At 40.8% G+C, this 22175-nt stretch carries 20 protein-coding genes and 1 tRNA gene; 4 read left to right on the forward strand and 17 right to left on the reverse strand.

Going from position 1 to position 22175, the window contains the following annotated elements:
- Position 1 precedes the first annotated feature (1 nt).
- Positions 2-3043 carry an efflux RND transporter permease subunit gene (locus KO525_RS13905; RefSeq protein ID WP_215964436.1) on the forward strand — a complete coding sequence of 1014 codons (3042 nt, stop codon included), beginning with the start codon at positions 2-4 and terminating at the stop codon, positions 3041-3043.
- 101 nt (positions 3044-3144) lie between these two features.
- Positions 3145-3849: an SOS response-associated peptidase family protein gene (locus KO525_RS13910; protein WP_215964437.1), complete on the forward strand. Its 705-nt coding sequence runs from the start codon at positions 3145-3147 to the stop codon at positions 3847-3849.
- Between the two features lie 68 nt (positions 3850-3917).
- On the opposite strand, the gene KO525_RS13915 is transcribed toward KO525_RS13910, so the two are convergent.
- From KO525_RS13915 to KO525_RS13965, 11 genes are all read right to left on the reverse strand, one after another.
- On the reverse strand, positions 3918-5651 hold the full coding sequence (locus tag KO525_RS13915) for a GMC oxidoreductase (RefSeq protein ID WP_215964438.1): 1734 nt from the start codon (positions 5649-5651) through the stop codon (positions 3918-3920).
- A 24-nt stretch (positions 5652-5675) separates the two neighbouring features.
- The gene (locus tag KO525_RS13920) at positions 5676-6293 is read right to left on the reverse strand and encodes a gluconate 2-dehydrogenase subunit 3 family protein (protein WP_215964439.1); all 618 of its coding nucleotides are present in this window, start codon (positions 6291-6293) and stop codon (positions 5676-5678) included.
- Entirely contained in the window at positions 6280-7560 is a 1281-nt protein-coding gene (locus KO525_RS13925; protein WP_215964440.1) for a sugar MFS transporter, read from the reverse strand. Before KO525_RS13925 ends, KO525_RS13920 begins: the two co-directional genes overlap by 14 nt.
- Before the next feature lie 47 nt (positions 7561-7607).
- Positions 7608-8663, reverse strand: a complete 1056-nt coding sequence (locus KO525_RS13930; RefSeq protein ID WP_215964441.1) for a sugar phosphate isomerase/epimerase — start codon at positions 8661-8663, stop codon at positions 7608-7610.
- On the reverse strand, positions 8663-9820 hold the full coding sequence (locus tag KO525_RS13935) for a Gfo/Idh/MocA family protein (RefSeq protein ID WP_215964613.1): 1158 nt from the start codon (positions 9818-9820) through the stop codon (positions 8663-8665). Before KO525_RS13935 ends, KO525_RS13930 begins: the two co-directional genes overlap by 1 nt.
- Before the next feature lie 322 nt (positions 9821-10142).
- Positions 10143-11990 (reverse strand): hypothetical protein, encoded by a 1848-nt coding sequence (locus tag KO525_RS13940; protein WP_215964442.1) that lies wholly within the window; start codon positions 11988-11990, stop codon positions 10143-10145.
- A 23-nt stretch (positions 11991-12013) separates the two neighbouring features.
- Positions 12014-13306 (reverse strand): transglycosylase SLT domain-containing protein, encoded by a 1293-nt coding sequence (locus tag KO525_RS13945; protein ID WP_215964443.1) that lies wholly within the window; start codon positions 13304-13306, stop codon positions 12014-12016.
- A gap of 315 nt (positions 13307-13621) precedes the next feature.
- On the reverse strand, positions 13622-13936 hold the full coding sequence (locus KO525_RS13950) for a hypothetical protein (RefSeq protein ID WP_215964444.1): 315 nt from the start codon (positions 13934-13936) through the stop codon (positions 13622-13624).
- A gap of 270 nt (positions 13937-14206) precedes the next feature.
- Positions 14207-15559, reverse strand: coding sequence for an NADP-specific glutamate dehydrogenase (gdhA, locus tag KO525_RS13955; RefSeq protein ID WP_215964445.1), 1353 nt, complete (start codon positions 15557-15559; stop codon positions 14207-14209).
- Positions 15560-15570: 11 nt separating this feature from the next.
- Positions 15571-15972 carry a GreA/GreB family elongation factor gene (locus tag KO525_RS13960; protein WP_215964446.1) on the reverse strand — a complete coding sequence of 134 codons (402 nt, stop codon included), beginning with the start codon at positions 15970-15972 and terminating at the stop codon, positions 15571-15573.
- A 103-nt stretch (positions 15973-16075) separates the two neighbouring features.
- Complete coding sequence (locus KO525_RS13965) at positions 16076-16378, reverse strand: GreA/GreB family elongation factor (protein ID WP_252738709.1); 303 nt, start codon at positions 16376-16378, stop codon at positions 16076-16078.
- A 444-nt stretch (positions 16379-16822) separates the two neighbouring features.
- On the opposite strand from KO525_RS13965, the gene KO525_RS13970 reads away from it, so the two are divergent.
- A complete protein-coding gene (locus KO525_RS13970; RefSeq protein WP_215964448.1) occupies positions 16823-17053 on the forward strand; it encodes a hypothetical protein in 231 nt (76 codons plus the stop codon).
- Between the two features lie 160 nt (positions 17054-17213).
- Here KO525_RS13970 and KO525_RS13975 read toward each other — a convergent pair whose 3' ends face one another.
- The 3 genes from KO525_RS13975 to KO525_RS13985 form a co-directional block, all read right to left on the reverse strand.
- Positions 17214-17453 carry a hypothetical protein gene (locus tag KO525_RS13975; RefSeq protein ID WP_215964449.1) on the reverse strand — a complete coding sequence of 80 codons (240 nt, stop codon included), beginning with the start codon at positions 17451-17453 and terminating at the stop codon, positions 17214-17216.
- Positions 17454-17497: 44 nt separating this feature from the next.
- Positions 17498-18772, reverse strand: coding sequence for a sugar phosphate isomerase/epimerase (locus tag KO525_RS13980; protein ID WP_215964450.1), 1275 nt, complete (start codon positions 18770-18772; stop codon positions 17498-17500).
- An 893-nt stretch (positions 18773-19665) separates the two neighbouring features.
- Positions 19666-19740, reverse strand: a tRNA-Arg gene (locus KO525_RS13985).
- A gap of 392 nt (positions 19741-20132) precedes the next feature.
- On the opposite strand from KO525_RS13985, the gene KO525_RS13990 reads away from it, so the two are divergent.
- Positions 20133-20315 carry a helix-turn-helix domain-containing protein gene (locus tag KO525_RS13990; RefSeq protein WP_215964451.1) on the forward strand — a complete coding sequence of 61 codons (183 nt, stop codon included), beginning with the start codon at positions 20133-20135 and terminating at the stop codon, positions 20313-20315.
- 15 nt (positions 20316-20330) lie between these two features.
- Here the strand turns inward: KO525_RS13990 and KO525_RS13995 are convergent, their stop codons facing one another.
- From KO525_RS13995 to KO525_RS14005, 3 genes are read right to left on the reverse strand one after another with little or no spacing between them, the layout of a single operon-like run.
- Positions 20331-21212, reverse strand: coding sequence for an aminoglycoside phosphotransferase family protein (locus KO525_RS13995; protein ID WP_215964452.1), 882 nt, complete (start codon positions 21210-21212; stop codon positions 20331-20333).
- Positions 21205-21864, reverse strand: coding sequence for a nicotinamide riboside transporter PnuC (gene pnuC, locus KO525_RS14000; RefSeq protein WP_215964453.1), 660 nt, complete (start codon positions 21862-21864; stop codon positions 21205-21207). The genes KO525_RS13995 and pnuC overlap by 8 nt, the downstream gene beginning before the upstream one ends.
- Before the next feature lie 7 nt (positions 21865-21871).
- The gene (locus KO525_RS14005) at positions 21872-22138 is read right to left on the reverse strand and encodes a YkoF family thiamine/hydroxymethylpyrimidine-binding protein (protein ID WP_215964454.1); all 267 of its coding nucleotides are present in this window, start codon (positions 22136-22138) and stop codon (positions 21872-21874) included.
- Between the last annotated feature and the right edge of the window lie 37 nt (positions 22139-22175).

Raw genomic sequence — 22175 nt, forward strand, 5'->3', positions numbered from 1 at the left:
AATGGATATCGCTCGTTATTCCATTAAAAACCCAGTCAACATTTGGTTGATGGTAATCGTATTTATCATTGGCGGTTTAATCGCCCTTAACAATATCGGTCGACTAGAAGACCCCGCATTTACCATTAAACAAGTACAAGTTGTTACTCAGTTTCCTGGGGCCAGCGCGGTTAAAGTTGAACGGGAAATTACTGAACCACTAGAGATCGCTATTCAGCAGATGCCGCAACTGCGTCGCATTATGTCGATTTCTAAACCCGGTGTTTCAGAAATTACAGTTGAAGTAGAGTCGCATTACGATTCAAATGTATTGCCTCAAATTTGGGACGAACTCCGAAAACGTCTACGTGACGCTGGTAAAAATTTGCCAATTGGCGCACAAACACCAAGCGTTTACGACGACTTTGGTGATGTGTATGGCATGTATTACGCCTTAAGTGCTCCTGAATTTTCACCTCAAGAATTACGTGAGTTTGCTCGTATTATTCGCCGTGAGTTATTGGTTACCGAAGGCGTTGCTAAAGTGCAGGTTAGCGGAGTACAACAAGAACAGCTTGTTGCCTACATTAATCCTTATCAAATCGCCGGATTGGGCATTTCGTTCCCCGATCTGGCTCAGTTATTAGCCGAAAACCTAAAACCTTTTAATGGCGGTCGTGCCCAAGTTGGCGAGAAAAAAGTTCGTATACTGGTGGATAATGCCCTAGATAAAATTGACGAAATTTATAACTTGTCGTTAGTTGTCCCTGGTAGTTCACGTTCGATAAAAATTCGTGACGTCGCTGAACTCAAAATAGAACCCGTTGATATTCAACCTGTTTTAGTTCGCTATCAAGGCCATGAAGCCATCACATTAGCCATTTCTGCGTTAAACGATGTCAATATCGTTAACGTCGGGCATAGCGTGACCGACAAAGTTGAGCAGATAATCACGACGTTACCAGCAGGTATTACGTTAACCCCAATTTACGACCAAGCGGCACTTGTTGACCAATCTGTTAAGGGGTTTATCGATAACCTAATTTTGTCGGTTGTTGTGGTAACACTTACTCTTTGTATCTTTATGGGTTGGCGTTCAGGTGTTGTTGTTGGCGCAGTATTGTTAGTAACAGTAATGGGTACTGTGTTGATCATGTGGTTAATGGGTTTGCAGCTACAACGAATTTCACTTGGCGCTATGGTAATTGCCATGGGTATGCTGGTCGACAATGCGATAGTTGTGGCTGAAGGCATGATGTTAAGAATGAAGCAGGGCAAATCGGCCACAGAAGCAGCCAGCTTTATTGTTAAACGAACACAGTGGCCTTTACTAGGGGCGACAATTATTGGTATCGCAGCGTTTTCTGGTATTGGTTTGTCAGACGATGCAACAGGTGAATTTTTGTACTCATTATTTGCCGTCGTCTTAGTTTCTTTGTTGCTTAGCTGGGTATTAGCAACAACGGTTGTGCCTTTATTTGGTAAATATTTTTACCAAGTTGGTAACGACACAGCGGGCGAAACAAACAAAGGCGTGTTATATCGCGGTTATTTGGCTTTGCTGCACACCGCGCTTAAATTTAGATGGATAACGGTTGCTGCGTTATTAGCGATAACCGTTGTGGCTTATATGGGCTTTGGGTCAGTAAAACAAGGCTTTTTCCCAAGTTCTAATGCACCATTGTTTTATATCCATTATTGGGGTCCACAGGATCGTGATATTCGTCATACAACTGAAATTATGACTCAAGCTGAGTCGGTCATTTTAGAACATAAAGATGTTGATACCGTAACGACCTTTATTGGCCGTGGTGCGGACCGCTTTACCCTGACTTATGCGCCACAACAGCCAAACGAGAGTTATGGCTACTTTTTAATTAAAGCCACTGACCGAGACAAAATAGACTCGTTAATTAAAACATTAGTAAAACAACTTCCGCAGCTGGACTTAGATGCCAACTTTTATAGTGAACGTATGCAATTTGGTCCCGGTGGCGGCGCCAAACTTGCGGCACGTTTTTCTGGTCCAGACACTGAAGTACTGCGTGACTTAGCAGAACAAGCCAAAACCATCTTAATCAACGACGAAAAAGTTCGAGATATTCGTCACAACTGGCGAGAAAAAGGGCTGGCTATCAATACCCATTACGATGCGTTTAATGCTGGTATGACGGGCATTACCCGTTCTGACTTTAGCCAAGCGATTCAATACGCTAGCACTGGACTTGAATTAGGTAAATTGCAAGATGGTGACTATAGCTATTCGATAAAAGCCAAAATGGCGATGGCGTCTGATTCAGAACTTGATTCAATTAAAAACAGCCAAGTTTGGAGTTCGTCCCAACGTCACCATGTGCCGTTTTTACAAGTCTCCAATGGACTAGAGCTGGTAAACGAAGAAACACAAATTCATCGCCGTAACCGCTTACGCACAATAACGGTTAATGCTGACCCTGGATTTGACGAAACCGCTGGCCAGGCATTTGCCCGCATGAAACCGCAAATCGAAGCGATTTCATTACCCGATGGTTACAAACTGGAATGGGGCGGAGAATATGAGTCGTCAAAAGACGCTCAAAAAGCACTTGGTTCAGGCTTGCCGGCTGGGTTCTTGGCGATGTTTTTAATTTCGGTTTTACTGTTTGGTCGAGTACGTCAACCTTTGATCATTTGGTTAATTGTGCCAATGGCTGCAGTAGGTGTGGTCAGTGGTTTGTTGGCCACAGACATGCCATTTGGGTTTATGTCGCTGCTCGGTTTTTTAAGTCTGTTTGGTATGTTAATTAAAAATGCCATTGTTCTTATTGAAGAAATCGACCTGCAGATCCAAGAAGGACTCGAAGCCAAAGTCGCGATTATTACCGCCAGTGCTAGTCGTTTACGGCCTGTCGCATTAGCCGCCATTACCACCATTTTAGGTATGGCACCGTTATTATCAGATGCCTTTTTTGCTGACATGTCGGTGACCATCATGGGTGGATTAGCATTTGCTACGATATTAACAATGATTGCCGTTCCTGTATTTTATAGTATCTTTTATAAAGTAAGCTATAGAGCTAAGTAACGACAAACGCATAATGCTAACGGCGCCTTGTCATGACAAGTGCGCCGTTTTTTATGTTTGCCATTTGGCTAATTACGATATCCAACCTTGGGAGATAAATAATGTGTGGCAGATTAAACGTAACTGACGATCCCTGGGTACGCCAATTAGCACTCGATTTAGGGGTGAATTTAGATCAAACGCCAATTCAACCAAACCGTTTCGTGCGAGCGGCTTCTGAAGTACAAATTATCGTAGAAAAACCCGGCGCTCGATTTCTTCGTCCCGCGACCTGGTGGTTGCTTCTGGAACGTTCAGATAATGGATTCAAACCGTCAAAATACACATCCTTTAATACTCGATACGACAAGTTGAATGTCCCCCGAAGCGCCGGATATGCGCCATTTCGAGAGTCACGTTGTGTTATCGTAGCTAAAGGCTTTGGTGAGACCGAGTTTGTGCAACACGGTAGACAAAAAGTCCCTAAACACTATTATGATTTGACCGCCAAAGACGGCGCTATAGCGTTTGGGGGATTGTATCGAGATTATTATAATAAACAGACTGGAGAAATCGTCACCGGTTGTAGCGTGATCACCTTACCGCCGCACCCTAAATTAAATGAAATTCACAGCAAAGCAAGCCCATTAATGTTACCTCAAGATGACACATTAAACGCTTGGTTAGATCCATACAATCAAGATGTTGCGATGTTTCAACACCTTTTGCAGCCAAATATTAGACAAACACTTGAAGCCACACAAATTGATAAACCAAGCTTATTTAATGCCATCGCCGAGCCTATTTTAATTCAAGCTGATGGCTAATGACTGAGATATTGAATCGCCGCGAATACAAACTGATCGGCGACGATTTTTATTAGCACAAAACGATTTTATATCCGTTTGTTATTCATCTCATTCACGCAATATTTAACTGCCCTGACCGTCATTGCCATAAAGGTTAACGATGGGTTTACTACCGCAGAAGAACAAAACGCTGCACCGTCTGAGACAAATAAATTATCAATGTCGTGGGTTTGGTTAAAGCCATTTAAAATTGAATCTTTTGGATCGCGTCCCATACGTGCTGTACCCACTTCATGAATCGCTAACCCCGGCGCGTTATGATCATAGGTCGTGCGACTTTTAACATCCAAAACACCTGCTTTTCTAAGCATGTCGGCACCAACTTGTGCGGCATCTTCCATCATCAGTTTTTCGTTATCTGACCATTGGCAATTGATGTCCAATTGCGGAATACCCCATTTATCAGTTTTAGTTGGGTGCAATGCCACTTGGTTCTCAAATCTAGGTAACATTTCACCCTGGGCATAAAGCCCTAGTCGCCATTCTCCAGGTTCAGTTAGCTTAGACTTATAGTCGGCACCAATTCCGTCACTGCCACCTTTACCACGCCAATCGGTGCGATATGCACCCATACCAAATGCGTAACCACGTTTAAACCCTTCGCCATAAAGGCTCGGTTTATAACGAAAATTAGGAATGTAACACCCCGTTGGACGACGTCCCTGATAAAATTCGTCCTCATACCCTTCAACCCTGCCATCGGCACTCGCATTGTAATTATGGTCCATTAGATAATGTCCCAATACGCCTGACGAGTTTGCAATACCATTAGGGAATTTCTTAGACTTACTATTGAGCATAATTTGAGTACTGCCCAACGTACTCGCACACAAAAAGACCACTTTTGCAAAGTATTCACGGGTGGTTAAATTATCGTTATCGATGACTTTAACACCAAGCACTTTATTGGTTTTGTCGTCATAAATTAGACTATGAACCACACTATTTGGCGCGATATGCAGATTGTTTGTTTTCGCCGCCGCAGGCAGAGTTGAGCTTTGGGTAGAAAAATAAGCGCCAAATGAACAGCCTTTTTGGCATTCATTTCGAGCTTGGCATTGCACTCGGCCTTGCTCGATATGCAGTTGTGTCGGTTTAGTTAAATGGGCGCAACGGCCCATAATCACGTGTCGTTCGGTGTAATTTTTATCAACAAACCGTTTGAACATTTTTTCCGGTGAGGTCATTTCAAACGGCGGTAAAAATTCGCTGTCGGGTAAATTTACTAACCCTTCTGCCTGACCACTTATACCCACAAACTTTTCAACGTAGCTGTATTCATCTTTCAAATCGTCATAGCGTATTGGCCAGTCATTGCCTACGCCATCACGTTTATTCGCTAAAAAATCGTCTTCACATAGTCGGTAGCTTTGTCGATGCCACAAAAGGGACTTACCACCGAGTTGATTGGCTCTAATCCAGGTGAAGTCGGTACCTTCTTTGGTCGAATAAGGCAATTCTCGGTCGTTACCAAAAAAATGCTTAGTGCTATCGTGAAACGCATAACATTTTTTTTGTTGATGGAAATCTTGTTCCACTAACAAATTATCGACCTTGCTTCTATTTGGAAACTCCCACGGGCCTTTACCTTCACCAGGATAGTCTTCGCGGTGTTTTACCACTCGCCCGCGCTCAATCATTAACGTATTTAATCCGCGTTCACAAAATTCTTTAGCTGCCCAGCCACCGGTAATTCCAGAACCAACAACAATGGCATCAAAGACAGTATCGGTTTGTTCTATATACATTTTATCGTTCATATTTTACTCCACTGCCATTTGAGACTAATAAAAGGCATGTGAACCCCATGCTTTATCGCCCTTTTTATAAGGGATTGAACCGGTAAACCCACCCGGTACGGGCAGATATCGTAGCGCCTGTGTCGCGCCAACTTCTGACGTGAAAAAGCCGAACACGATAAGGTGTTTAATTAGCTGAAATTTGGACTTTTGATCGTGGTTAAAACCGTCAAGTCGTTCTAATTTAGTTAATAATTCATGACGTTGACTGTCAATTAACTGCGCAAAGGACGTTGAAAAAGCATTGATGGCTGCACTTTCAATATCATCCACTATTTCTATTGCCAAACGTCGGTCATGTTTGTTGTAACAAACCGCTAATTGATGATCGATAAACCCATGACAATCAACATCTTCAGCACTTGGTGTATCTGTTTTTGGCAAAACGGTTCTGGCAATTTTTGCCAACGTCGCCATTTGTGACTGCGTAAAGGTTTTGCCTTTACGGTGGGCACTGTTTGGTGTCATTTCGTAGGCAAATGCCTGATTTAACTTCACCCCACTGACAAGCGTAAAGGCTGCACTCGAACCAACTACTAGACCTAACTTACGCAGAAAGTCACGGCGCGTTGGTTCGGTTAATTCGTTATTAGATGGTTCCATGTTCACCTTCCGACTTTTCTACTATTGAATCTGTGTCAGTAGATTGTTCTGATTGTTTTTGTTGACCGTTTGTTTGTCTTCTCACAATGACAAATAACACCGCAAATACAACGATTAAGACACTAGGGAATACCGTTAAGTTTGAGAGTACTTCTTGCCCGGCAACCAATCCAACTTGGTCTGGCGCGACATTTGACATTTCTGCAGTCTTTTTCGCGTCGTCAATCCATTGGCCAATAACCGGATTCCACATACTGACCGAAAACATGCCTACACCACCGGCTAAAGATAACCCTAACGCACCTGTTTTTGGCGTATATTCCACAACACAACCCAGCATAGTGGGCCAAAAATATGTCACGCCGACGGCAAATAATATCGCCGCTAGATATATCATTGGGCCGCTGACTTGGCTCATCATATAAATTCCGCTAAGTGCGATTACCGACGATACAAACAAGGTGCCAACAGGGCTTAAGCGGTGAACCAATGGCCCCGCATAATAACGACCAACCGCCATTAGACCTGTAATTAACGCTAGGATAAGCATTGGCGAAGCACCGCTTTCACCTAAAATTCGTTCAATCCATTGTTGTGTGCCAAGTTCGGTTGTTGCCGTCAAACTAAAACATAACAACAGTAAAAGGTATAACGGCGAAATTAGACTGCGCATGTTATTTATTGTTGAGTTCTGTACTTTGTCAAAAATTGGGAAGGTGCTTTTTAGCAACATAGTTCCGTAAATAAGCGTAGGAATTAGAATTAGTGCAACTTGCCATTGCCACGTTAACCCAATAGACGCCATAAATTGTGATGCTAATGCACCAATCAATATGCCCCCTGGGAACCACACATGAAAACGATTCAGCATTGTTGTTTTATTGCTTGAATGCAGATCCGCGATTAGTGGATTACAACCCGCCTCGACCGAGCCATTAGCAAAGCCAATTAAAAACGTTGAAATAAGCAGGCCCCAAAATCCACCAGCGGTTAGGGTAAAAATAATGCCAAACAAGTGACAGGTAAATGCCAAAACGATCAGCTTTTTAGCACCAAGTGCGTTATACAAAATACCGCCAAACATAGTCGCTATAGGAAAACCCAAAAATGCCATGGCATTTATCCACCCCAACTCACGGCCGTTGAGCCCAAATTCAACTCCGAGTTCTCCCAAGATCCCCGCGCGAATTGCAAAGGTCATTGCAGTCACAATAAGGGCAATACAGCAGAGCCTAAAAATCTTATCCTTGTCGACGATATTATTCATAATGTTCTCTTTTTTGTTATTTTTATCTGTTGATTGAACTACTTGAATTAGCTGAGGCCAAGTACCTTATTATTAAATTCAACGTCTGCTGCTCCCCCAGCAAAATCGTCAAATGCCTTATCTGTCGGTCTTATAATATGTTGTTCGATAAATTTAGCGCCCTCCGCTGCTCCATCTAAAGGATGTTTAATACAACATTCCCATTCCATCACTGCCCAACCTTCATAACCATAGGCTGTCAGCTTGCTAAATATGGCATTAAAATCTATCTGACCATCACCTAATGACCGAAAACGTCCAGGCCTATCGACCCAAGATTCATAACCACCATAAACACCAGCGCGTCCTGTTGCGTTAAATTCAGCATCTTTAACGTGGAATGCTTTTATTCGTTCGTGGTAAATATCGATAAATGCCAGATAGTCGAGTTGCTGCAATATAAAATGTGATGGGTCATAAAGAATATTGGCTCGTGGGTGATCATTAACCGCCTTCAAAAAGCGCTCAAATGTCACTCCATCGTGTAAGTCTTCACCTGGGTGTAACTCGTAACAGACATCAACACCTGCGGCGTCAAAGGCATCAAGTATCGGTAACCAACGTTTCGCAAGTTCGGCAAAGCCTTGTTCGACAAGACCGGCGGGGCGTTGCGGCCACGGATAAAACGTGTGCCACAATAACGCGCCAGAAAAAGTGGCGTGCGCGTTTAGGCCAAGCTGTTTACTGGCGGTTGCTGCCCACATCATCTGCTCAACAGCCCACTCTTGACGAGCGACTGGATTATTTTTGACGTGTTCAGGTGCGAAGCCATCAAACATCTCGTTATAAGCTGGGTGAACCGCCACTAACTGACCTTGTAAATGGGTTGATAACTCACTGATTGAGAGTCCATAACTTGCCACTTTTTTCAGTATTTCGTCACAGTACGAAGTGTCCTGAGCGGCCTGTTTAAGATCAAAAAAACGGGCATCCCATGAAGGTATTTGAATGGCTTTAAAACCAAGTCCAGCCGCCCATTTACAGATATCATCTAGATTACTAAAAGGTATGTCGTCACTGGCAAATTGAGCAAGAAAAATACCTGGCCCTTTGATCTGTTTCATTATATTTGTCCTTCACTGTTAACGGTGAGCTTAAAGGGTTGCCATTTAGTTTGTTGTTTACTCGCCTCGACGACGTTTTCGATAAATGCCATGCCACGAATTGCCTGTTCAATATCAGGCGCAAGTTCACTAATGTCTGAATCCGATTGTTGTTCTAGTGCGATAATTTGATTGATAAACTGCAAATAAATATTAGCAAACGCTTCGATGTACCCTTCAGGATGACCAGCCGGTGTCCGTAAATACGCGTTAGTATTCGCGGCCAGCGTGCCGACGCCCGCTCGAATAATTTCCCTCGGCTGATTATTGTATTTTTTGATCAACGAGTTTGGCTCTTCTTGACGCCATTCAAATGAGGCTTTTGTCCCGTAAACTCTGATTGATAGATTGTTTTCTTCGCCAACCGATATTTGGCTCGCAATTAGTACGCCTTTGGCACCGTTATTAAATTTCAATAACACAGTGCCATCGTCATCGAGCACGCGTCCAGCAACGACAGAGGTTAAGTCCGCGCAAAGCTCGGTTATTTTGAGTCCACTAACATACTCAGCCAAATTAGCCGCATGAACGCCTATGTCGCCCATGCAACAACTGGCACCTGCACGTTTAGGATCGAGTCGCCAACTTGCCTGTTTGTTTTCTTCATCCGTTGTTTCCGCTAACCAGCCTTGACTGTATTCAACAATAATCTTAACAACATCACCGAGCGCACCCGCAGCAACCTGCTCACAGGCTTCTTTAACCATTGGATAACCGGTATAGGTATGCGTAAGCCCATATAGCTTTTGCTGTGCAGTAACGATTTTTTCAAGTTCAAGGACTTGGTGTAGGTCCATTGTTGCCGGTTTGTCAGACAAAACATGGAACCCGTGTTCTAACGCGCATTTTGAGACTGGAAAGTGAAGATGGTTAGGTGTCACGACCGATACAAATTGGATCCGCTGCTCAGCGGGTAATTTGGCTTCAGCTTCAAACATCTGCTGATAGGAGGCGTAACAGCGTGTTGGTTCAATCCCTAACATGTGTCCGGTTAATAAACAGTTGTCATGATTAGAGCTAAACGCACCAGCAACTAATTCTATCTTACCGTCTAAGAACGCGGCCATACGATGGATGTTGCCAATAAAAGCACCTTGGCCACCACCGACCATACCCATTCTGACTTTATTGCTGGTTTTTGCCATATTCTCAATACACATATAGATTACTAAACTTAATCCAGTATAAAGAGACATGGATTTAACCTGTATAATAATATCGGTCAAAATTAAAAGGTTTTCGGCGTTGTGGTTTGTAATCTAACAAACAGAAAATCCCGAATCGCCTTTATTTATTGGGTTAGGTATATTTTGTCGGAGTTATGATTTGGTAATTTTTAGACTAATTACTTTAAAAGTAGATGCGAGATATTTAATGTTTGCCATGGACTTGAGATTTAAGCTAAGCCCTTATTTTTCAAAATAAGGGCTTACACTATCCTTAGAAAATAACGTTTAGTCGGGCATACGGACCATGTATGATGTCGTCTCTGTCGTAATTAATGAAATATCCATCATCAGGGAAATCATCTTCGTCATCCCAATTGGATTGAACATGATAGTAGTCAACTTTATAACCGGCTTGAAAAGATGCACCAAACCCCTTTAATGCCCGAAAACGATGCTGCCATATATACCCCAATTCACCCGATACTCCCAACTCAATAGGATTTAGCCCGATGATGTCAGCTTTAGTTTCGCCTGTAACTTCAGTAACAGCATCTCGACCAACAGTCAGATTTGATAGGCCAATAAAGCCCGTTACATTGAGATAAAAACGGCTATAGTTTGTTTCATATCGATAACCATAGGCGGCTTCGTCAAAACCCAATTTAAATCCAAGTGAACTCATGCTAAAAGCTTCATCAAATGCCGAACCTAGATAAGCGCCATTGTGGGAACCAAAGCCAACAACACTTGGTGAATCAAACTGGTGATAATACATGCCCAAGAACAAACCTTTTTCGGCAATAATTAAGGCATCATATGTCTCTCGTTTACTGGTAAATGCATGTGACATATTTGTAACGTTTTGCATATAGCTTGCTGTACCGCCGGCATCCATTGTTGAATAACCTAATCGCAATGTGCTCGCGCCATTAAACAAGCCATGATAATCAAATTGAATAATATATTTATTCACGGCGGCTCGAATTAATTGGTTGTCGGTTAAGTTATCCAGCTGATCTTCTGCTTCGTTTTGTAATAACGTGACGGCTAACTGTGATTTTCCCCAGCGACCTTGAACAAAGAAAGATTTGAGAATATTAGTATTCATGTCATATTCAGTGGTAGCTTTTTCTACGTCATTAACGACAACACTTTGATTTACTGACCAATTAGCATATTGAAGCCCGCCCCCAGCCATAAAATCAACTACACTGCCCGATGCAAAGTCGTGTTGATTGTATTCCATCGTTTGTAAATCGCTTTTAGAATACTCAAAAGTGTCCAACTTTCGTTCCGACGTATTTCGGGTGGTTACAGTGATCTTATTACCAGTGACTTTGATTGTGGGTTCAAAGCCTATGTTTTCAACTTCAGAGGAATGTTCATTCCCTCTCGATACAAGGCCTTTGTCATCAAAATAGTAGATGACTAACCCTTTGTTATAGGCGTTAACCCACTCGTACACTGCGGCAACATAACCAATATTTGGAACCACTTTAGCGTCAATGATCTGAGAATAATCACTGCGCTCATGCAACGCCGTTTTTGCAGATAACCATGGCTGATGTGATTTGACTCGGGGGAGATCAGATACATACAATTCAAAATCATCTTCACTGACAAAACTAACAGCCATTTCTCCAGAATAATTATGAGAAACCGATCCAACTTTACGCTCGGCTGGTAATTCAAAATACGTTTCTTTTTTACCAAAGTGACGGCCATCAATGAGGAGCTGAGTTGCCGACAGGCAAACAAGTTCGCCCTGAGGGGTTATGTCTCGTTCTTGGCCGTCACAAATGGACGACAACGACGCACGTTTGCGACCTTTTGAGCTATGAATAAAGTACTGCTTTTTATTGTCTTTTCCTTTAGAAACCCGAATGTAATCAGACACAATGGCCCACGCAACGCCGTTATACAGAGCCTTTAGCTCCAATTTGGATTTGTCACTGTAACTTTGTCGATATTTACCTATCGTCAGTTTCATCGAGCAGTCTTTTTTACACTTAGAATTGGACTTGCTAAAATCCACCATAGGCAGGGCTTCAACATTCGGAGCCAATCCTAATAACACCAATCCAAATAACCATTGTGTAATCGCTATCTTCATCTTCACTTAACTGTCCTTAATTGAGCTTTCTAAATAAACTGTTCGTAGTACTTTTTAGCTTTAAGTACTTTTTGAATATACCCTTGAGTTTCAGGGTGCGCATTTGCACGAAGCTTGTTGTAAACCTCCTGCGGTGCAAGTTGATTGATTGCTTTATAAGCTGGTTTAAGTTTTTTACTGCTTTTATCGTTAAAAACATAGGCAACATTGCCTGGGCCCGTATTGTAAGCCGCAATTGCGACATAAGTTTTACTGGTTTCATTTTTTACTGGCGAAAAGTAACGATTAACCAATAAATTCATATACGTCGAACCAAATTCAACATTGGTTTCAGGGACTAATAATGTTTTTTGATGCGGCGGTGTTTTTGATTTATTCAAATAGTCATTTACGTCTATGCCCGCGCTTGTTGGCACCACCTGCATTAAACCAAAGGCAGGGATGGGGGATTGGGCCATAGGATTAAAGCTAGACTCTGTTTCCATAATGGCATACAGGAGCGCTGGTGATAGGTTGTATTTGTTGGCCTGCGAACTAACATAACGTCGATACGGTGTAGTTTTTTTCCACTGCGTACTACTGAATTTTATTTTCCGTGTCGCGGGTTGTTTTTTCTCTGGCGCCACACTGACTTGCTGTTGATGTTTAAGCGCATTACTGGTTTCAACATCAAAGGTATTAAGAAACATACGCTCTGGTAGTTGCTTCTCCACGGGCAACGTTTGGATATAGGCTTCGACTTTCTTTTTGGCCTTAACGAGTGCCTTAATATTTTCTTCAACGCGCTCAACTTCTTTCACGGGAATGGAACGCTTGGCAACCGATTTCACTAATGCCTTTAATTCACTTTGGCTAATACCAAGCGAATCCGCTACTGTTAATCCTTTACTCGGATCGTATTTTTTAATTTTTTTTGAGCTGAGCGACATGCCGTTTTTCAAATCAGCAATTGATGCATTAAGCGTATTATTTAATAAGGTTTCGGCTTGCTTTAAATTAGACGGTTTGATGCTGGAATAAAAAATTTCATCGGCGGCGTAATCAATGAGAACCTTCTCATTCATGTCTTGAGAATAAACAACTAGCCTTGAGCCACTGGACACATCGGCATACCCCCAAACTCCCGTAACTTGAGCTTTATACTGCGCTAACTCTTTCCTAAGATTGAGTTTGTAGTCAGCAAATTCCTTTTTCTCATTTTCTGCGAACGTTGTAAATTGTGCCTTAAAACGCTCAAATTCTGATTTTGGCGCGCTAACACCTTGAGGGAGTGCGCCTACCATGAAGAGCAAAATTGTCAAAATTTTGTATTTATTTTGCATGACATAACCTTTCTATACCCAGCAATTAGCTATTTATTAAATGAATGATGTCGCTGAATTAGTAAGGGGTAATTAGGAAGTTGTTGAAAAAATTGCATTTTCTTACTTACACTAATCTTTTGACAGGCTGTTTGCATCCTTACTAACGAGATTTAACATTACTATAAGCGTGGCAAAAAGGCACGGAAAGGTTACTGATAAGAGCGTAAATTTGCTAAAAAAACACACTTTATCTCACACTCGACTTTCTACCCATCGGTGAAGGGATCTGCTACGCACCGGTGACTGAATCTGATGATTACTCATCAAAAAATTTTAAAAATGTTTTTGATTTTTTTCAGGTGCAGTTGTGAGAACAACGGTAGTCGTATAACGATAGATATAACAAGAGATGATTACGCACAAAATAAATGGGATGGTAGAAAAGAATGAATCACCGACAATCCAGAAATAGCCACTTATATGAATAATTAACATTGTGCCAAATATCACTGCTTTTCTATTTAACTTATCTTGTATTGAAAGTTCAGCTGAGCACTTAGAGCATTGAAAGTGTTCTGAAAATGACCAATAGAGTTGAAACCAACTAACTTTAGTTTTGCACTTAGGGCAAGCGTGATCTTTTTTCATAATCCTTGAACCTATCTTAATTTAATCCATTAAATAATGCCTAACAAGGCCATTTTATCTGTTTCGCTAAAACGAGTAAACATCAAATTTACCACGCAATTAGAAGAAACACAGAGCAAGTCACCGTTCTTTAATACATAATAAAACGGCATATGGATAACGAGCAAAGCGTCGTTAAGGCAATTAGAAAATTGTGGCCATACACATTGGCAACAGCGCCTATGTTTTATGTTTATTGTTTAATTGCGACTTACCTTAACTAACGCTTATTTAGACAACGCCTTGTTCTATCATGGCATCGGCAACACGTCGGAATCCCGCAATATTAGCGCCTAATACTAAATTTCCCTCATGACCAAATTCTTTCGCTGCATGACTTGAGCTAATAAAAATGTTTTGCATTATTTGCTTTAGCTGCTCATCTACCTGTTCAAATGTCCATTTTTGCATACTCGCATTTTGAGCCATTTCTAATTGGCTTGTTGCTACACCGCCGGCATTGGCAGCTTTACTCGGCCCATAAGCAATTTTAGCGTCAATAAATGCATCAACAGCCGCTTTAGTTGAAGGCATATTTGCCCCTTCACTCACCAATTTGCAATCGTTTGTTAATAAAGCCTTTGCATCCATCAAGGTTAACTCGTTTTGAGTGGCGCACGGAAATGCCGCATCGGCTCTATAACGCCAAACCGCGTGGCCGTCTTCAGGATAATGTACGGCCTCTGTGTAGATAGCTTCTGGGTAACTTTCTGCATAATGAGCTAGGCTCACTCGTTGTTTTTCTTTAAGTTGTTTTACTAACTTTAGATCAATGCCGCGGTCATGATAAATTGTCCCCGATGAATCACTGCAGGTGATTGGTGTTGCTCCCAGCTGATAGAGCTTTTCCATTGTATATATAGCGACATTGCCAGCTCCAGACACTAAACAGCGTTTGCCATTTAGGCTATCTTTACGTTCTTTAAGCATGCATTCAGCAAAATATACAGTGCCATAACCTGTCGCCTCTTTACGAGCAAGTGACCCACCCCAAAGTAGACTTTTGCCTGTAAATACGCCGTCGTAATTTCCGGTTAATCGTTTGTATTGACCAAACATATAGCCTATTTCTCGCGCACCAACGCCAATATCGCCCGCAGGTACATCCGTTGTCGGTCCGATATGGCGAAAAAGCTCTGTTATAAATGATTGGCAGAAACGCATAATTTCACCATCACTGCGACCTTTGGGATCAAAGTTTGCACCGCCTTTGCCCCCGCCTAAAGGCAGACCCGTTAAAGCATTTTTAAAAATTTGCTCGAATCCTAAAAATTTGATGATCCCCGCATTGACGGAAGGATGAAACCTCAACCCTCCTTTGTATGGGCCTAATGATGAATTAAACTCAATTCGATATCCCTTATTAACGTGTATTTGACCGTCGTCATCAACCCAAGGTACCCGAAACATAATCTGACGTTCAGGTTCAACAATACGTTGAATAATCGCTTGCTGTTGGTAGTGAGTATGTTTTTCTAAAAGAGGCGCTAACGAGTTAAGCACCTCTTCAACAGCTTGGTAAAATTCAGTTTGCGCCGGGCTACTGCGCATTAAATCAGATATCGTTTGTTGAATATATGTCATCAAATACTCCATTACATTGATAAATTAAGTGGTGTGCTTTTTCTTACGTTAACTATCTCTACCACTTGCGGTCTGTCTTGTATGTTCCAAGTGATTTTTTGGCCTGTACTTAAACCAAGTATAGCTGACCCAAGAGGGGCAAATAATGAAATAGCGTCTTGGTATCTTTCCATGTCGACTGGTAAACATAAAGTCTTGGTAAATGTACGCTCTGTTGCAACGACCTTAAAAGTAACCTGGCTTGCAAGCATAACGACATCACCGGGCATCGCTTCACTCTTTAATATATTTGCCCTAGCCAGTTCATCTTCTAAAGCCAAAACGAACTCTTTTGGTAATTTGCTGCGTTCAAGCTGGTCTTCAATTTTCGCTAAATCAGCTTCAGATATAATAATGTCAGGTTGATTTTCCATAATAAATGTCTTTTAGTTTTAAGTAAAAAGAGCTCCGAAGAGCTCTAACGCCAGTATTTATAAATACGGTTTGAACTTTGGTAAATATATTAGCTTCGCAAAGTTAGCCCTCGTTATTTATCGTAATAATTTTCCATTTGGCTACGCCATTCGAAGTTTTAACTACCACAACTTCACCACGACGCAGGCCTAATAACTCACATCCTAAAACCGATGTATATAAGAGATCCTTCATCATCGGATCGGTATTTTTATCTTTAACTATTTGTAAATGCACTTGCTCTTTGGTTGCTACATTTTGCAATACAAGATGACTACCAATCCTAACTCGACGTTCTAGTCGAGACGACTTTTTGTTACTTGCCTCTAAGCGACTAAGCAATGAATGCAACGCCATCGGATCCATTAAAATCCGATAGCTAGAGTTATAAAAAATAGGGTTAAATGGGCAAATTAAGGTTTTGCAAAACCTATAGATAGAATTGAGCACGGCGATATCTCCAACCGGACTGATAATTTTAATTTGGGAATAGGAAAAGCGGCCGAACGTATCTAGTACGTTCGGCTTATATTGGGAAGGTGAGTACGTTACTCTTAAAAATGTCTATGGTACGTTTTCTGTACATTATTTCCTCTAATGTCTTACTAGATAATAGCTTGTAAAAAATTAAACTCAAGCAAGATCCATTACAAAATATAGATATCATATTCTAGAATATTGCTCTTAGAGAGAGACCGCTATTAGCAGCATTTAGCGAATTTCATCAATTCAATAGAGACACCCGCAAATAAAATGCATTCGTAATTTGTTGATAACCTAAATCTTCATTCATTACCTTTAGGATCGACAATGAGTAAAAACAAAACAAAATTCACGCCGTGTGAATTATATACTTTGGTTATACCAGCAAATGAAATAGCAGAAATTAAATGCGTTTTTAAATTAGACCACACATCCATTAATGAATATGAGCACCAAGCTATCACCCACGCCCGACAGGCAATTGAGGGTATCGAGGGTTACGCTTACATCCCCAGTTTAATGGAGTTCATTCTAAATAAAGTCCCGCCGCACAAATAAACGGTACACGTGTTGCTCGATAACATATGGATAATAATAGAACGCTGCTCACAAATAGCGACAAAAAATGGATTTTTACAAAATAGAAACACCTAACTCATTGTTAACGATAAGTTAGGTGTTAGTACTATTGCATAATACGGCTAACATAACGTTTCTGTTAATCGCCACCGCCACCACCGCCGCCATCTCCTCCTGAGCTGCCACCGTCAGAATCAAACCAACTAGAACTAGCATCCCCATGACGCAATTTGGAGCGTTTGGATCGGAATGCACTCACTAAAAATATAAGTGCTAATGCAACAACGATCCATATGACTTTAGAGTGAGGTTCAACGGTGTATTTTTTATATGCCGCAATAAATAGAACTGTGGATATTATGAAGGGAACAAGTTTCATAAGCAGATCCGTGCCTTTTTGGGTGTTACGATAAAATCGAAAATTTAATTTAAGATCTTATAGTATAAATATTCCCATGCCAACTGAACGCTATATAAAGGCGGGTAGGTGTACTCTTCAACTTCGGCAACCATATACTTTGGCACGTTAAATTCAGCGTGATGAAATATCTCCATCCAATCAATATTGCCACTTGCCCCGAGCTCTTTATAATCTTTAATGTGCCAACTTAAAAATCGGTTTGGGTATTTTTTAAAATAATTCACAGGCTCTACCCCAGCGACTTTCATCCAATAAATATCAGCTTGAAAATACACATATGCAGGGTTGGTGTGTTCTAAAAAATAGTCATAGATCCGAGTGCCCTCGACATCGCCAAATTCGTCAGCGTGATTATGAAAGGCAAAGGTAATGCCCTTTTCACGGCATAACTTCCCAATCGCATTATAATAATCGCTATAACGCTGCAGTTCTAATTTAGTCGTTACACCTTTGAGTTGATTATTGGACGTTGTCAGATAATGTACGCCCGCTTCTACATGGTCGTCTATCGTCTTCGCCCACCATTTTAAGGCGCTTTCCCAATTGTCAGAGGCAGGCAGATCATGAAATGTCATGGACCCCAAAAATTGCATTCCGTGTAACCTAACTTCCTGTCTAAACTCGGTTGGCGACATGCCATAAAATGTTCCATTGTCATAAACGAAGGTTTCTATGTAGCTATAACCCATACGACCTAGCTCTCTCAGCGTTCCTGCAGGGTCATTCAGCATTTCCTGATGTACCGAGACTAGTTGGATCCCAATATTTTTATCTTTAGGGTTAGACTTGATATAGCGGGTTTTCCAAAGGCTTTTACCTGTAACGTCAAACCCCTCTACTAATATATTGCTGGGGCTTTGAAACTCAAAATCGACTTGCAAATAAAAGTTACCAAGCATATCGACGTCTCGCATCGTCCATTTTTTATCCGATGAAAAAAGCCCTTTTCCTTTGAAAATAACCCCTTCTCGGTTTTGCCCTAATGCAATGATTTGGTCACTCTTAGTATCGTAACCAATCAATTCAGTTAATAAGGTTTTGTAATGGCCGTTTTGATATTGAAGTACTTCTACTTGCATCGACTGATTATTCATTGTTGAAATATTTTTCATCTTTATTGCAGGAAAGGCCCCAAAGCTATCGGTTTCAATATTATCGCTGCTGACCCAATGCCCCGCATACTGATGTAGGCGATCAATTTGAGATCTGAGCAAAGGTTCTGCCAATAGGCTTTGGTTGAGAAAGAAAATGAATACAATCGAAATGATTAATCTCATGGTTAAGACCTGTCGTTTTATTAGTTTTAGGTCGCCCAATAACAAGGTAAACCTGCATGTTTATAAACCTCTCTCCCAATAAAAAAGCTTATAACAACTATTTGCATTTTTTGGAGTCAGGCCAGTCGCATTTACAAAATTTAAGAACGATAAATAAATCGATATAAATAGTAACGTAGGTTTCTACTTAACTATCTTTACGTATTTTTGTTTTAGGTATGCGATATCGATTACAGGAAGGTAATTAATAATTTAACGGTTCGTTAAGTTATAGTGGTACTGTGATTTTGGCCAAAGTATTAGACAATAAACATCGGTAATATCAGGCTAATAGTGTGAAAAGTAATAGGGTATTGTCACTTCATTTCATAGGGTTAAGAGTAGTAGCGGATAGATATGGAACAATCACAAAAAAGGAATTAGCAGAAGCAATTGAGCTGCTCCATGTTACTGGCGGAGCACATCAATTTTTTGATCTATAAATTTGTGGGGTTCCTACAGACTCTGACCCTGCAGGTTTGTCCCTACCGGTTTTAACTTTTTGAAGCAAAAAGACCATCTACTGATGGCCTTTTTGAAATTATCTTTTTATTTGGACTCGTTAGGTCCAATAGGAAGAAATGAAATTAAATAACCCGCAACGACAACAAATAGCAGTATTGCCGGCAGAATTAATACCGGATATTCATTAAGTAGCTCCATTATTACCCTCCGTTAGTCGCAACCAATTGTTTAAATAATAATTTATCGCTAATGACGATTATAGTAAACGATACCCAATTTTCACTTTTTCACAATACACTTTTTGCAATTCCAAAGAGCGTATGGTCAATTTCCACTTTAAGAGTATTTGTCTTTATATTTGCTGGCGTATTATTTGGGTATATAAGAATTGGCGCTCCCGGCAGGAATCGAACCTGCGCTTCAACCTCCGGAGGGTCGCGTGATATCCACTTCACTACGGGAGCAACTGGGCAGTAGTTTATGGAATAAGGGTGATAATTGCCAACATAAATCGATAAACGTTCCCTAACTGTTCAAATTTACAACAGTTTGTAGGTCATCATAATAAGCCAAACCTGACTCGCCGCAATGGGCTGCGCGATATATAGACAACCTAATATTGAGGTTAACTTGGTATTTTATTAGATGAATTTTTTATTGCGTACAACAATACAGTTATCTTAAATTTAAAAAATCAGAGATAAACAATTGTTTTATCACCCTATTTTAGTTTACATTGGTGTAACCATGCTATTTACGTTTATTGCGAATTTGGCAAATTTAACTAGATATTTTGGCGTAATAAGCTTTAATTAACTCACCACATTCATATGATAAAAAGGGTAGGAGACGGGGTATGTCGTTAATGACAGTAGATCAAGTAGCTGAATTTCTTGGCGTAAAAGACGTTAGAGTTTTACGATTAGAACGCGAGCACTTGTTAAATGCAGCTGAAAAAGATGGCGGCGGTAACCCGTTGTTTAATCAAGAAGACGTTAAAAAATATAAAGAAATTGCTGAGCGACTCGGCGGCATCTAGTCTCTTCAGATACTGCTATTGATAAAGCCTTAATGGGTGGTTGTGTTTTAACGCCCAGCAAAGGCAAGTTAGTCGGTAAAACTCAATCCAATGCTGTGCACCTTGCACAAATTCATTAGGCGCTAATTCATTGCTACCGCTTTTATCGAAAATTGCCGTTAAGTTAAATTGTTGTACATAACTTAGCAGCAACTTTTGAGTCTGTAGTTCGTTTAATTCAAATTCGACAATGATACTCGCGAGATCCCATCGGACGTCGTTGTACTGTGCACATTCCCAATCTAACAAGCCAACCTTAGTATGATCAGGTGTCATTAAGATATTGCCTAGATTTAGATCTCCATGAACTAACCCTTTGAAACACCCTGTTATATTTTCATTGTTATCCATCAGACATTTAATGGCTTCAAATTTTTGTTTTAACTGCCATTGGTCGTTTCTTGTCGTTAATACTGAGTCTATTTCTTGTTTTAACTGCGTCATTGTCCAAGTTGCGGGACTTACCTGCTCTAACTTTGTTGTATGGGCTTCTATGAGCGCATCGACAACTAACGGTAACATTGTCATTAATAACTCTCGGCTCATTAACGCCCCAACAATTTCTTCTGTCGCTAATGACATCCCGTTATTATCACGCCAAGTGACCTTTGGAACGCTTAGATGTTGATGTGGTTGCGAGTTTAAATGTTGGGTAATATCAGCTTCATATTGCAATGAATCTGATGCTAGTTTTGTGCGTGCAGTTTTAAGATACCAGACTTGGCCATTATCAAAGTAACATTTTAAGGTGTTGTGGGTGCCTACAAACACGGCATCTAACCGAACGATTTGGTCAAGCAAAGTCTGGGGTAAATGCCTAACCTGAGGTGTGTCTACTAGATCAATGCCATTACGCATGGTCTAATAATTCATTGTCGTCTGTTTCTTGCTCTTCAATATACAACTTACGCCAACTTATATAGCCGTGGGCGGCAAATAGGGTATATAACATAAATAGGACGACTGTTGGGTAGTAGCCTTGTGTGACATATAGAAACAAGGATGCGATATCAATTACAACCCAATAGAGCCAATTCTCCAATACTTTTTGGGTTAGTAAATACGTAGCAAATAGCGCAAATACTGTAGTGAAAGTATCTAAGTACGCCATGTTTGCATGGGTAAAGTTGTCGAGCATAAATCCAACCACCAATACCATTAACGAAATAACAGCAATGTATTTTATGTGGGATGCCATACGCCACGATATAATTGGTTTTACGGTGGTGATATCTTCAAAAATCGCATTTTCTTCTGCACATTTATCAACAGTGCGCCACTGGTGAAAACCAAAAACCGCCATCAACATATAATAAAAGTTTAGCAGGCTTTCCATTAGCAAGGCACCATGCCAAAAGAGTAGGGTGTAGATTGCCGTACTAACAAAAGCCGCTGGCCAACACCAACTATTTTGTTTTATGGCTAATATGACATATACAAGGCTCAAAATAGCGGCAATGTATTCCCATATCGACATTGCTTCGAATCCAGCTAAAACCCCATCAATCATTTTCCGATTAGCCCTTACCAACTGTGTTAGACAAGTCACCTGGAATAAACTTACAGACAAATACGGTTGTTCCAAACTGCTCGAAGCTTCGTTTTAGTTCGGTATTTAAAGCGCTCATAACTATGTCATAGTCACCAAAAATTTGAGTACTCATGCAATTTGTAGATACGTTAATTGCTGAGTACTGATTTAGCCTGGCGATAAAATCAGAGATAGCCGCTATATAATCAACTTCGCTTAGTGGGTACTTACTTATTTCGACGCTTAATTTCAATTTCGTGCTTCTCTTGATTTAATTTTCAAACTGCTTT

It is taken from the genome of Psychrosphaera sp. B3R10 (assembly GCF_018861025.1).
In the GTDB taxonomy this organism is placed as follows: Bacteria; Pseudomonadota; Gammaproteobacteria; order Enterobacterales; family Alteromonadaceae; genus Psychrosphaera; species Psychrosphaera algicola.

Bases quoted from the DNA above. Each gene is read 5' to 3' on its own strand.
- KO525_RS13905 (WP_215964436.1), top strand. From the start codon at position 2: ATGGATATCGCTCGTTATTCCATTAAAAACCCAGTCAACATTTGGTTG.
- KO525_RS13910 (WP_215964437.1), top strand. From the start codon at position 3,145: ATGTGTGGCAGATTAAACGTAACTGACGATCCCTGGGTACGCCAATTA.
- KO525_RS13915 (WP_215964438.1), bottom strand. From the start codon at position 5,651: ATGAACGATAAAATGTATATAGAACAAACCGATACTGTCTTTGATGCC.
- KO525_RS13920 (WP_215964439.1), bottom strand. From the start codon at position 6,293: ATGGAACCATCTAATAACGAATTAACCGAACCAACGCGCCGTGACTTT.
- KO525_RS13925 (WP_215964440.1), bottom strand. From the start codon at position 7,560: ATGAATAATATCGTCGACAAGGATAAGATTTTTAGGCTCTGCTGTATT.
- KO525_RS13930 (WP_215964441.1), bottom strand. From the start codon at position 8,663: ATGAAACAGATCAAAGGGCCAGGTATTTTTCTTGCTCAATTTGCCAGT.
- KO525_RS13935 (WP_215964613.1), bottom strand. From the start codon at position 9,820: ATGGGTATGGTCGGTGGTGGCCAAGGTGCTTTTATTGGCAACATCCAT.
- KO525_RS13945 (WP_215964443.1), bottom strand. From the start codon at position 13,306: ATGCAAAATAAATACAAAATTTTGACAATTTTGCTCTTCATGGTAGGC.
- KO525_RS13950 (WP_215964444.1), bottom strand. From the start codon at position 13,936: ATGAAAAAAGATCACGCTTGCCCTAAGTGCAAAACTAAAGTTAGTTGG.
- gdhA (WP_215964445.1), bottom strand. From the start codon at position 15,559: ATGACATATATTCAACAAACGATATCTGATTTAATGCGCAGTAGCCCG.
- KO525_RS13960 (WP_215964446.1), bottom strand. From the start codon at position 15,972: ATGGAAAATCAACCTGACATTATTATATCTGAAGCTGATTTAGCGAAA.
- KO525_RS13965 (WP_252738709.1), bottom strand. From the start codon at position 16,378: ATGGATCCGATGGCGTTGCATTCATTGCTTAGTCGCTTAGAGGCAAGT.
- KO525_RS13970 (WP_215964448.1), top strand. From the start codon at position 16,823: ATGAGTAAAAACAAAACAAAATTCACGCCGTGTGAATTATATACTTTG.
- KO525_RS13975 (WP_215964449.1), bottom strand. From the start codon at position 17,453: ATGAAACTTGTTCCCTTCATAATATCCACAGTTCTATTTATTGCGGCA.
- KO525_RS13980 (WP_215964450.1), bottom strand. From the start codon at position 18,772: ATGAGATTAATCATTTCGATTGTATTCATTTTCTTTCTCAACCAAAGC.
- KO525_RS13990 (WP_215964451.1), top strand. From the start codon at position 20,133: ATGTCGTTAATGACAGTAGATCAAGTAGCTGAATTTCTTGGCGTAAAA.
- KO525_RS13995 (WP_215964452.1), bottom strand. From the start codon at position 21,212: ATGCGTAATGGCATTGATCTAGTAGACACACCTCAGGTTAGGCATTTA.
- pnuC (WP_215964453.1), bottom strand. From the start codon at position 21,864: ATGATTGATGGGGTTTTAGCTGGATTCGAAGCAATGTCGATATGGGAA.